This is a genomic window from Paenibacillus sp. NPDC056579 (assembly GCF_042793215.1).
Lineage (GTDB): Bacteria > Bacillota > Bacilli > Paenibacillales > NBRC-103111 > Paenibacillus_S.
The window spans coordinates 64,501-76,679 of the sequence record NZ_JBHTVD010000020.1 but is presented as its reverse complement, the minus strand read 5'-3'; the positions used below and the strand labels follow the sequence as shown (position 1 = coordinate 76,679).

At 51.8% G+C, this 12,179-nt stretch carries 10 protein-coding genes; 9 read left to right on the top strand and 1 reads right to left on the bottom strand.

From position 1 onward, the window contains the following. Positions 1-203 precede the first annotated feature (203 nt). Positions 204-689 (top strand): hypothetical protein, encoded by a 486-nt coding sequence (locus ACFQ88_RS38255; RefSeq protein WP_379463022.1) that lies wholly within the window; start codon positions 204-206, stop codon positions 687-689. 29 nt (positions 690-718) lie between these two features. On the opposite strand, the gene ACFQ88_RS38250 is transcribed toward ACFQ88_RS38255, so the two are convergent. Beyond that, positions 719-1,237, bottom strand: a complete 519-nt coding sequence (locus tag ACFQ88_RS38250; protein WP_379463020.1) for a hypothetical protein — start codon at positions 1,235-1,237, stop codon at positions 719-721. A 180-nt stretch (positions 1,238-1,417) separates the two neighbouring features. Here ACFQ88_RS38250 and ACFQ88_RS38245 point away from each other — a divergent pair, with 180 nt between their 5' ends. The 8 genes from ACFQ88_RS38245 to ACFQ88_RS38210 all read left to right on the top strand — a co-directional run bounded on the left by ACFQ88_RS38245 (position 1,418) and on the right by ACFQ88_RS38210 (position 12,139). Then, the gene (locus tag ACFQ88_RS38245) at positions 1,418-1,621 is read left to right on the top strand and encodes a sigma factor G inhibitor Gin (protein WP_239630862.1); all 204 of its coding nucleotides are present in this window, start codon (positions 1,418-1,420) and stop codon (positions 1,619-1,621) included. A gap of 118 nt (positions 1,622-1,739) precedes the next feature. After that, positions 1,740-3,200 carry an aminotransferase class I/II-fold pyridoxal phosphate-dependent enzyme gene (locus ACFQ88_RS38240; RefSeq protein ID WP_379463018.1) on the top strand — a complete coding sequence of 487 codons (1,461 nt, stop codon included), beginning with the start codon at positions 1,740-1,742 and terminating at the stop codon, positions 3,198-3,200. Positions 3,201-3,612: 412 nt separating this feature from the next. After that, positions 3,613-5,943: an AraC family transcriptional regulator gene (locus ACFQ88_RS38235; protein ID WP_379463016.1), complete on the top strand. Its 2,331-nt coding sequence runs from the start codon at positions 3,613-3,615 to the stop codon at positions 5,941-5,943. A gap of 392 nt (positions 5,944-6,335) precedes the next feature. Further along, complete coding sequence (locus tag ACFQ88_RS38230; protein WP_379463014.1) at positions 6,336-7,334, top strand: ABC transporter permease; 999 nt, start codon at positions 6,336-6,338, stop codon at positions 7,332-7,334. Continuing rightward, the gene (locus tag ACFQ88_RS38225) at positions 7,334-8,215 is read left to right on the top strand and encodes a carbohydrate ABC transporter permease (protein ID WP_239630865.1); all 882 of its coding nucleotides are present in this window, start codon (positions 7,334-7,336) and stop codon (positions 8,213-8,215) included. Before ACFQ88_RS38230 ends, ACFQ88_RS38225 begins: the two co-directional genes overlap by 1 nt. A gap of 56 nt (positions 8,216-8,271) precedes the next feature. Beyond that, positions 8,272-9,801 carry an extracellular solute-binding protein gene (locus ACFQ88_RS38220; RefSeq protein WP_239630866.1) on the top strand — a complete coding sequence of 510 codons (1,530 nt, stop codon included), beginning with the start codon at positions 8,272-8,274 and terminating at the stop codon, positions 9,799-9,801. A 392-nt stretch (positions 9,802-10,193) separates the two neighbouring features. After that, entirely contained in the window at positions 10,194-10,955 is a 762-nt protein-coding gene (locus tag ACFQ88_RS38215; RefSeq protein WP_239630867.1) for a DeoR/GlpR family DNA-binding transcription regulator, read from the top strand. A 98-nt stretch (positions 10,956-11,053) separates the two neighbouring features. Further along, a complete protein-coding gene (locus ACFQ88_RS38210; RefSeq protein WP_379463011.1) occupies positions 11,054-12,139 on the top strand; it encodes an alcohol dehydrogenase catalytic domain-containing protein in 1,086 nt (361 codons plus the stop codon). The last annotated feature ends 40 nt before the right edge of the window (positions 12,140-12,179 follow it).

The following is a 12,179-nucleotide window of genomic DNA, read 5'->3' as shown; positions in this document are numbered from 1 at the left end:
TGGTACTTGGACCGAAGGGTCCTGGGAGAGTAGAACGTCGCCAAGCAACGGCAAAGAGCTTTTCTGGATAAATTCCAGAAAGGCTCTTTTTTGTTTTTCTTGATTATGGCTGATCGGCGGACCGAATAGAAAGCACACGGGTAAACGATAATAAGCGTGGAAAAAGGGTGGGGCATTCATCTGTTATAATGGAGGGAGTCCGAATGAAAAGATCTGTTATCATTTCCGTTGTGTTATTGCTTTTTTTGACGGCTCCAATAAGCTGGGTTGCAGCTGCCGACGGCTTGTACAAGCCGGAGATGAACCAACAATGGCAGGGGACCGGCACAACCGAGCAAGGGGAGATCACCGGACAAGCGTATCGTTCGGGTCGAGGAACATTTTCCGGTGGACGAAGCCCTGGGGCGACCCGAGGGGGGACAACGACACCTGGCAGAGCTCCAGCTAACGTAACTACCAACCCGCGGACGACACCGAACGTGCCGAATACGACACGTGGAGGCTGGGGAGGCATTTTTGGCGGTTTCGCGGCCGGCGCTCTGCTGGGAAGCTTGTTCAATCCTTTTGGCTTTATGGGCTTCGGTCCAGGCGCCGGATCGCCGTTATCCATTATCGGGCTTCTGTTTTGGGGTGTGATCATTTATTTGGTGTATCGCTTTTTCACCCGATCCCGAAGAAATCAATCCTAAGCACTCGGTTCTAACTCTGCTTGCTTTCTTTATTGTTCATAGCACGAGGCATCCTGATCGTTTAACTTCAAGTAGCCATTCTCCTGATGCTGCCGCATGAAGAACTGGATGATAAAACGCGGAAGCATAATCCACACATGAATGAACATCAGATGAAGGATTGCCGTAAGCGGGATCCACGGATAAAAGCAGCCGCATATGACAGCTGTAACCCAAAGTAAATGGATATTCATACCTTGGATCCGGTACAATGCGATATAATTGGTAGGAGCATATCCAAACCAAGGAAGCGTAAATTGAAATTTCCATTGGTGCAGCGGCCGCTTTTCTTTTAAGGTAAAATATAAATAAATCAGCACGGTATGGAGTACTGGGATCAGCAATACCCCAATCAGCATAGGGAGAGGCTGCAGACGAATCAAATCCCACAAAAATAAGATACCCGGCAAGCACCAGTATGCAATAAAATAGCGCGAGTTATAATGAATTCTCTGCAGCAGCTTATAATGGTAAATTGTCGATTCTTTTGATAATTCCTTTCGTATCACGTTGAACCTCACTCGTCCATTTTCATAGATTTGAATTGCAATTTCTTTATCGGCAAAAGCGGTAAGAAATATAAGCTTTTCGGAACCAAGTACATGCCATTTTCATAAAAATATATCAACAACGTTTACTTTAAGAGAAAGCGGACATACTGGTAGAAAAGAAGAATAGAGGTGAGACGTATGGGAGACGCCGTACAACAACAGCCTGTTGTAGCCCATAACTGCATCATCTGCGGACAAACGAAGGAAAATGGCATTATGATTATATCCGAATTCATCTGTGAAGAATGCGAACATGAAATGATCCAAACTGACGTTATGGATGCCAAATATCCTTTTTTTATCCACCAAATGAGGCAAATCTTTTACAAAAAGAATGCATAATCCTGTTTACAAAGAAATGAAGGCTCGCTGATGGGGATTACCCGTTGGTCGGAGCCTTTTTGTTTTGTTACAATAGAGGAGATAAAATGATTGAAAAGCTAACGGGGAGATTTACACCATGGATAAATTCAGCGCTCCTTTATTCGAGCGATTGGTAGAGCATGCTCAAGGCCGTCATGTGAGCTTGCACGTTCCCGGCCATAAATCGGGACAAGGCCTGGATGAGGCCGCACGGCCATACTATGAATCGATCATGCAGCTCGATTTGACGGAGATCTCGGGATTGGACGATTTGCATCACCCGGAGGAAGCCATATTGGAAGCGCAGCAGCTGGCTGCGGCATGCTTCGGGGCCGAGGAGACGTTTTTTCTTATAAACGGGAGCACGGTAGGCAATTTGGCGATGATTATGAGCGTCTGCCGCCGCGGCGATCTGCTGCTTGTGCAGCGGGATGCGCACAAGTCCGTTATTCATGGACTGATGCTGGCTGGAGCACGGGCCGTATTCCTGAATCCGGAGATCGACCCTGTGACGGGGTTAACGTTAGGGGTTCGGCAGGAAGACGTAAAGGCGGCGCTGCAAAAATATCCAGAAGCGCAGGGGCTGCTTATTACCAGACCAAGCTACTACGGTATGGCGACTCCGCTTGAAGGCATTGCGCAGCTGCTGCACGATTACGGCAAGCCGCTGCTGGTGGACGAGGCTCACGGCGGCCATTTCGGATTCCATCCGGCGCTTCCGAAGTCGGCGTTATCCTGCGGGGCTGATGTGGTGGTTCAATCCACCCATAAGCTGCTTACCTCGATGACGATGGGGGCTATGCTTCATGTCCAGGGAGAGCGGATAGACCGCAAGGAGCTGAAGCGGTACTTAACGATGCTGCAAAGCTCAAGCCCGTCCTACCCATTGATGGCAAGTCTGGATCTCAGCCGCAGGCAGCTGGATACGCAAGGGATGGACATGCTGGAGCGCGGAATCCGCATTGTCGATCAATTCATGGAGCGGATGAGAGATCAGACCCGGTTCACGTTTTTGCTCCCTAGCCGCGATATTGAAGTAGGACGGGATCCTTTCAAAATCGCCATTAAAGATGCGGCGGACTTCATGAGCGGTTTCGAGCTGAAGGATGCGCTGGAGGAACGCGGCTGCTATGTAGAGCTGGCCGATCCCCAAGCGGTGCTGCTGGTTTTCAGCATGGCATCGACCGAAGAGGATGCGGAAAAGCTCGCTCGCGCACTGGAGCAGATAGCGGAGCTGAGGCACGATGTCGAGGCGAAAGGGACAGTAAGCGTGACGCTGCCATCTTATTCGGCCATGACCGGATTATCCGAGCCAGTGTCCTTCGACGAATCGGTCTACAGGAAAAAGGGGACGGCTCAAGTCCCGCTGAGCGATACGGTGGGCCTTTTGTCGGCCGAGATGGTCGTTCCGTATCCGCCCGGCATTCCAGTGCTGAGTCCCGGAGAAGTGATAACCTCCGATGTTGTCCGATATTTGCAGCAGCTGGTGCGGATGGGTGCCCGTATCCACGGATTGATAGACGGCGAGCAGCCGATGCTGTCCGTGCTGATTTCTTAGAAGCAGTGAAGGAAGAAACGCAGGCTCCGGCGGCATGGCCGGGCATGCGTTTTTTGCGTTGAGCGTGCCAGGGTCATGCCCACTTTTTACGATAAGAGGATCATAAAAATTGTTCCTTGAGCAAGCTAATACTCAGTCGCTATGATAAAAAATGGGCATGTACGCAAACGATTACAGCATAAAGCGCAAAGAGTCAGGTAGCCGACATGGACAAAGGCTGGACTAGAATGCCCGGATGTCCGGACAGGCGCCCGCATACACTACACATAGCATCGTTGCGCAATGCATACCTAAACACAATAACTGCGCTGCTTATCTCATTATAGATCCGTGGTCCGCTCAATGTATTGTAACGCGGCCGGTCCATCGATAAACTAAAAAGACGTGAAGATAGCCACGAGGGGGTCACAGCATGAAATACGGTTATTTTCGCATCCGGAATCCATTCGAAGCATTCCGAAAGACGATGCTGCGGCGAATGCTTGTCGTATCGCTGTTAGCATCTATTATCCCCGTTATAGCCGTAGGGGTGTCCAGTTATTATTTCTCAGCCTCGGCGATCCGCAAGGAGGTAGACCAGGCGAATGCCCGAGTCCTGATGCACGCCTCTTATTCCATAGATACAACGCTTCAAAGGGTCCGAAGCAATGCATTGCAGATGCTGCTCGGGTCGTTTTTCAGTTCGAATTTGACGGAATTGAAATGGACGAACTATTCCGGATTTTACTCCAGTTTATTTAAAAATTTATCGTCCTTGCAGATTAGCAATGCCGAGGTAGGGCACATCCTCATGTATATTCCGGAGGACGATTACTTGATTTCTCCGGATGGAGGGGGACGCAAGCTAAGCGGAGAAGAGGAACGTAGGCAGCTTCAGCAGCTGATGGCTTCACCCGAAGCGATGAGCTGGGTTCATGAGCCGTTTCTGTTCATGCCGGAGCCGGAGGGTGGGCAAAGGGGGGTAACCTTGATCTGTCAGGTGCCGTTCCAATCGCCGGAGCCGATCGGGCTTCTGTTCGTTCAGTTAGCTCCAACCTTCCTGCAGGAAAATATGACGAAGTACTCGGTCTACGAAGGGGAACAATCGTTTATATTGGATGATAAAGGAGAGTGGGTCGTCTCCTCTGCGGGACAAAAGGCTCCTGAAGGGTTATTCGAGCGGGTTAAGGAACAAGCGGCGAAAGGAAGTCCGTTCTCCTTCCGTTGGAATAACAAGGATTACCTGGTTACGTCCTATGTCTCCTCCTTTAACGGATGGACATATCTCGATATGGTGCCTCTCCAGGCGCTGAATGCCAAATCGCGGGGAATTGCGGTCATAACGGCAGGCATCATTATTCTCTTTTTGCTGCTGGGCGGCACGGCGACGGCTTGGGGAACGAGGCGCATCTACCGGCCGATCGAGCATCTGGTCTCCCTTGTGCGCGGCAACCGCCAGGGAGAGCTGCACACGGATGAAATCGGCTACGTGCAGAGCCGCTGGGCCGAGCTGAACCAAAAGACGAGCGGCTTGCAAACGGAATTGCGCGAGCAGCTTCCGGCTATCCGCGAGGCGTTTGCGCTGCAATTTATTCAGGGGCATTTTGCTCATTATACGACGGAGCAGCTGGAGGCTATTTTTCAACGGTATGAGGTGCCCTACCGTCACTCGCATGCCGTGTTCATATTGGCATATGATCAGTCGCCGAATAGCGGCAGCCGGTTCGGGGAAAGCGATAAGGAGCTGATTGTGTTTACGATCAAAAATATTGCGCAGGATCTGCTGCTGCAAAGCGGCGTTAACGGCATGACGGTCAACCTGCTGAACGACAAGGTCGCCATATGGCTGTGGGAGGACGCTTCCGATCCGGCCGATTGGTTCGCAGGCGTTCGTGATTTCGCGGGACAGGTTCTATCGGAGCTGTCCAATTACTTGATGCTGCCCGTAACGGCAGGAATCGGGGAAGGGCCCGGGCAGCCGAACGAGCTTCCGATGCGGTTCGGACAGGCGGCGATGGCGATTCGTTCCCGGTTTTGGGCGGGAACGGGACAAGTCATCCGCAGCACCGATCTGGATGCGCAGGAGCCTAAGCCGTACCCGTATCCGTTCGAGATCGAGGCGGGTCTGGAACAGGCGCTGCGAGTCGGCGACGCTGCGGAAGCGGAGCGGCATCTGGAGCTGTTCGCTGTATATGCCAGGGACACTCTCCGGGAGACGGAGGGGATCCGGACGGCATACTATCAGCTGTTCACCGCGACGATGCGGGTAGCCTTCTCGCTGAATCTGAAGCCGGACGATCTCGGAGGGCATGCGGATGAAGTCGATCCGTACCGGCAAATCGGAAGATGCCGCTCGATCGGCGAGCTGAACGATTGGTTCCTTGAGCGGCTGGTGCGTCCGATCGCACACAATGTACTGCAGCGGCAAAACCAGGAGTACGCCAGAACGCTCGATGCAGCCGTATCGTATATCGAAGAGCATCACCATCTCGATCTGTCGCTCGACCAAGTGGCGGAAAAATGCGGGCTCAGCCCGCCTTATTTCAGCAAGCTGTTCAAACGGGTAATGAACGTGTCGTTCATCGAATATGTAACGGCCTACCGAATCGAAAAGGCCAAAACCTGGCTGCTCTCGACGAATTTATCCGTGTCCGAGGTAGCCGAGAAGGTAGGATATCAGCCGAAAAATTTTATCCGTGTATTCAAAAAGCATACCGGTCTCACACCCGGTCAATTTCGTGAATCGGACCAGGGGCAAGCCTAGCGCCAAAAGAATAGAATAAGCATCGAGCCGCAGTCTCCTCCTTCTACCACAGGAGCCTGCGGCTTTTTTGCGTTGCTGTACCGCTTTCGGCAGGGCTCATTTTTTAATGGGCAGGTCAGCTTAAAAAGTGGGGATCGAGGTGAAAAACCCAGGCTCCATGCGGTATCCGGAGCGTCGCGGGGGTGAGGGGCACCCTCTTTTTTTGACGCTGCCGCGGCATAAGAATTGGACCTTGAGCCCATGGTCATGGTCGCTGTACTATACAATCATTCGGTCCGGCTGAAACGATTCGATTGACCAAGGTAACCCAACGGACATGTTGGTGAAAGGCTTTACAATAATGGAATCAATGTCGCGGCAGCTTAGGACAACTAACTTGGGAGGTGAACCGCATGGAACAAACCGGAGCTGAGGCGATCCGCGGAACGGGCAAGCAGCCGTCTTCTTTGCGAACCGAAGGGATGAAGCGGAAGGAGCGCGGGGTGCTGCAGGAGTGGGCCGTCGCCATAAAACGGGATAAGTGGTTGTACGTACTGGCTGCGCCTGGACTGTTGTTTTTCCTCATATTTAAATATTTTCCTATCTGGGGATTGGCTTTGGCATTCAAAGATTATTCGCCCTGGAGCGGGTTCTGGGCTAGCGATTGGGTCGGGTTCAAATATTTTCAAGAGTTTTTCTCCAATCCGGATTTCTGGATGCTGTTCCGGAATACGATGGGCATCAGCTTCATGAACATTATCTTTTTCTTCCCTATGCCAATCGTGCTGGCATTACTGTTGAATGAGGTTCGCGGGATGCTGTTCAAGCGTTTCGTGCAGACTGTCGTCTATTTGCCGCATTTCTTGTCATGGGTCGTCATAGTCGGGATATGCTACCTGCTGTTCAGTCAAGGGACAGGCGTAGTAAATCAGCTCATTACCGAATCGGGAGGCAAGTCGATTCCGTTCCTGACGGATCCGAGCTCCTTCTGGCTCATGCTGACAGCGCAAAGTATATGGAAAGAAGCGGGCTGGGGAACGATCATCTTCCTCGCGGCGCTGACCGGCATTAATCAGGAGCTGTACGAAGCGGCTCAAATTGACGGAGCCAACCGCTGGAAGCAGATGCTGAACGTTACGCTGCCGGGAATCCGCAGTACGATCATCGTGCTGTTCATCCTGCGCCTTGGACAAGTGATGGAGGTCGGCTTCGAGCAAATTTATTTGATGGCCAGCGCCCCGGTTTCTCACGTTGCCGATGTATTCGATACTTATGTATACCGCGTGGGTATATTGAACGGGCGATTCGGCTACGCAACCGTTGTCGGCGTGTTTAAATCCGTTGTCGGTCTTATTCTTGTCGTCGGAGGCAACCGTTTGGCCAAAAGGTTCGGAGAGGAGGGGCTGTACTGATGAAACCTACCGCATCCAGCCGTCTGTTTGAAATTTTCAACTATGCGATTCTGACCGTTGTTTCGTTAGTGACGATCCTGCCTTTCTTGTACGTTATTATCGTATCCTTCACGGATGCGAATGAATATGTTACCAAATCGGTCGTGCTGTTTCCGGAAAAATGGAGTCTCGACTCGTACCGGTACATTTTGTCGACTAACACCTTTTTACGCTCTATGGGAATTAGCGCAGTGCTGGCCATCGGGGGAACGATCCTAAGCCTGGTGGTAACCAGCTCGCTATCCTATGTGCTTTCGCGCCAGCGGCTGAAAGGGAAGCAGTTTTTTCTCGTAGCGATCTTGCTGACGATGCTGTTCCAGCCGGGAATGATCCCGAACTACATGCTGGTCGATTCGCTCGGCTTGACGAACACGCTCTGGTCGCTTATTTTGCCCGTACTGACGGGAGCTTGGTATGTATTCCTGATGAAAAACTTTTATCAGGAGATGCCTTCAGAGCTGGAGGAAGCGTCCAAAATCGACGGCTGCTCGGACATCGGTGTCTATTTCCGTATCATGCTGCCGCTCTCGCTGCCTGCGCTTGCTGCATTCGGGCTGTTCTTCGCCGTAGGGTATTGGAATACGTACTTCAACGCGGTGCTCTACATTAACGACGATACGCTCCGGCCGATGCAGGTGATTCTGCAAATGCTGCTCATCCAGGCTTCCACTCAGGTTGCCGATCCGAGCATTGCCGCTATGATTCAGAGCGAGCAAACCGTACCGCCGGACGTTATCAAAATGGCTGCGGTTGTCGTCTCCTCCTTGCCTATCGTTATCGTGTATCCGTTCTTGCAAAAGTATTTCGTCAAAGGGATGATGGTCGGCTCGGTTAAAGGCTAAAGAAAGGATAACCGCAGCTGTCTATAGAAACCATACATTAAGGGAGGTCTTTAAGAATGAGCAAAATGAATAAAATGATGGCAGGTGCCGTTTCGGTTGCGTTAATCGCATCTCTGACCGCATGCGGCGGCAAGTCGGGCTCCGAAGCGTCGTCGAAGGATAGCGGCGCGGCCGGCAAGCCGATGGATATTTCCATTACAACCATTGCTTTCGGCGCGACTCCTACAGGCGAGCTGGAAGGGCTGAAAAAAATCGGCGAGAAGTTCAACGCCAACCTGAAAATCAACTACATTCCGGCGAACAACATTACCGAGAAATTGAACGTGCTGCTTGCCTCCAACGACATTCCCGACGTTACGTTCGTAGAAGATTTCGGAACGACACCGAGCTTCCTGAACGCTATCGACAAGGGCGCTTTCTGGGAATTGACGCCTTTTATTAAAAATTACCCGAATTTATCGAAATATCCGCAAAACGTGTTCGACAACGCTTCGATCAAAGGCAAGCTGTATTCGCTGCCAAGGGTACGTCCGCTGGACGGAGCTCAGGCGCTCATTTTGCGCAAGGACTGGCTCGATAAGCTAGGGCTGCAGCCTCCGAAAACGATGGACGAGCTGTACACCGTATTGTCCGCCTTCGCGCAAAAGGATCCCGACGGCAACGGAAAAGCCGATACGTTCGGTTTAGCGCTGTTCGGTTCTCCGGGACCGGCAAACTATTTGATCAGTATGTTCGGAGCGGGTGTCGGCTGGCAAAAGGATGCGAACGGCATCACGCCGAACTGGATGACCCCGCAGGCGAGAGAAGCGCTGCAATTCTGGAACAAAACGTATCAGGCGGGCGGCATCGTGCCGGATTTGCCGGTAATGAAGAGCCAGCAGGTGCGGGATATGGTCGTGCAGGGGAAAGCCGGCGCCGCTATCAACAACGTAGTGGATGCGTATAAATTCAATGTCGATTTGAAAAAAGCGAATCCGAATGCCGATCTCGTAGCCTACGAGCTGCCGAAAGCGTCTGACGGCAAACCGCATTATGAGCAGGCCATCGGCTATTACGGCCAATTCCTGATCAGCAAAAAAGTCAGCGAAGAAAAGCTGAAGCGCATTTTGGAAATCTACGATTATACCGCTACCGAAGAAGGATACAACATGGGAACGTACGGCATCAAGGATGTCGATTACACGATTGGCTCCGACGGAACGGTGACCCAGACGGAGGAAGGCAAGAAGAAAGGCTACTCCGGCGATTCTACGGGCCAATGGGTGACAGGCTATTATAACAAATATTTGCGTGCCGCTACTTCCGGTATGCCGACCGATGTGCTGGAATACAACAAGAAGCTGATCGATACGATTGGCAGCCAATCCGAGCCGAATCCGGAATACGGATTGACCAAATCGGCCGCGTTTAAGGAAAAAGGCGCAGATTGGAACAAAAAGATCAACGATATGATGATCAATGTGATTATCGGGAAAGCCGGCATGAACGATTGGGATCAGTTCGTTAAAACAATGAAAGAAGACGCAGGATACCAAAGCCATATTAAAGAAATGAATGAAAGCTTCAAAGCCAAGGCACAAAAATAGCGCCTGGCTCTAGCTGATCAAAGATAAGCCCGCTTGCCGCTTCGATGAAGCTGCGAGCGGGCTTTTGTCATAAAGCGAGTGCGTGCTCCAGGACGGTCTAGGGGGCGCGCTTTTTATGCTTCTGCGCGAAAATTCGCTCTCATCGATTGTTCGAATCAAGCATGAATGAGCAATTTCGAATACGTACGAACATATGATTAAGATTTTTCAAAGATTTTGTAAAGGTAAGACGGTTTCCGACGTCTCTACTTCTCTTTTTCAGCGGCAAAAAAATAATTAAAATCACAGTATTGACAAAAAGGATGACCGCGATGTAATCTAAAAGTGCAAAAACGAGCACTAATGAACAATAAATGCGCGAAGTTGTTTGTTTGTAAACTGGGGGGAGCGTATTGCTGGCAGCGGAGAGAAAATGGAGAATCGTCGAGTATGTCAGGCACTATCAAGCCGTTTCGGTCAGCGTTTTGGCCAAGGAATTCGGCGTTCACGAAGCAACGATCCGCAGGGATCTTGCGGAAGTCGAGCAGGAGGGATTGCTCAAACGGACACGGGGCGGCGTCATTGTAGAGCGTTTAACGAATAACGAGCCTCCCTTCCATGAAAGGTCGAATGTCCAGCTTGAGCAGAAGATGCGCATCGGTAAAATGGCCGCGAGCCTGGTGGAAGACGGAGACCATATCATCATTGATTCCGGCACGACTACGCTTCATATTGCCAAGAACTTGATTCATCATTCCCATCTTACCGTCGTAACGAACGATATCAACGTGGCAGCCGAGCTCAAGGATGCTCCGGGCGTGACCGTTACGGTAACGGGAGGCGAGCTGTACCCGTCCAGTTACATGCTGAACGGCATGTTTACCGACCATGTGCTTCGTTCGCTTCACGTGTCCAAAGCGTTTCTCGGTACGCCGGCCATCCATCCGAAGCACGGGCTCATGCACCCGGAGGCTCAGCTGGTATTGGCCAAGCAAGGGATGATCGCTGCGGCGCAGGAGGTTATCGTCGTGGCGGACGGCACGAAGCTCGGCAAAATTTCATTGCACACCGTGACTCCGAACAGCTCCATCCACACTTTGATTACAGGCAAAGAGGTGTCGGAGTTCGATATTAAGCCGTTTCGGGATGCGGGGATTCAAGTGCTTACGGTATAGGCCCATTCCATACTCAGGTGAACCTTTCCAGGCCGTCCCATTCGGCCGGAAATTCATAATTATAAACAGGATTCAGGTAGATGGAGGTGTTACGGTTAGTGGCAGCAGCAACAGTGAACTCAAGAACTTTACGATTGACACAGCCCCATACCGTTCAGGAAGTCAGGGTCGAACGGAACGTGAGGGAGGGATTCGCGGTCGTCGAGCCGACGCTGGCAAGCATATGTCACGCCGATCTTCGCTATTTTGGCGGGAATCGCAAGCCGGAGGTCTTGGCCAGAAAGCTGCCGATGGCGCTGCTTCACGAGGGAATAGGCGTTGTGGTGGAAAGTCGTGCAGCGGGCATCGAGCAAGGACAAAGGGTGGTCATCGTTCCGTATGTGCCCGGCTACCTATTGCAAAATGTGCAGCCGGAGCAATGCTGTCCGGCATGCCGGGGCGAGATCGAGGACAACTATTGCTCCCATAGCGAGTTTCTGGGAAGCGGGACGGACGGGATCGCTCAGAGCAGGCTGGTACTGCCGGAGCCGTGCCTCATTCCGATTCCGGATTCGGTATCCGACGAGATCGCCGTATTGGCGGAGCTGTGCAGCGTATCGTACCGGGCGCTCAGAGGCGTGGCGCATCTGCTGGACCGGGCACGAGTAGCCGTATTCGGAGACGGACCCGTAGGATATTTGACCGCAGCGATGCTTCACCATGCTTTCGGGGTCGGTAGCGACCGGCTGACGGTGTTCGGAGCGATAAGGGAGAAGCTGGACGAGTTTACCTTTGCGGCAACCGAAATGGTGCAAACCTACGATTTTTCAGCCGGTGACAAGGTTGACATTGTAGTGGAGTGCACGGGTGGACGTTTTAGTGAGAGCGCGTTGAACCAGGGAATCGACATTCTAAAGTACGGCGGGCATCTTATTGCTATGGGGGTAAGCGAGGAGCTGGTTCCCATCAATACACGAGATGTGCTGGAAAAAGGGATTACGATTCATGGCAGCAGCCGAAGCTCGGACAAAGATTTCCGTGAGGTGCTGAAGGTGATGGTGGAACCGGATTGTCAGGAAACGTTACGCCGCCTGATACCGGAACGGTTTGTAGAGGTGAACCAAGCAGATGACCTAGCTGGCGCAATGGAATCTGCTTTGGCCCACAGAGACTGGAAAAAAACATATCTCGACTTTCACTGGTGACACAGTGAAAGTCGCATGAAAATTGTACTACAGAAACGGA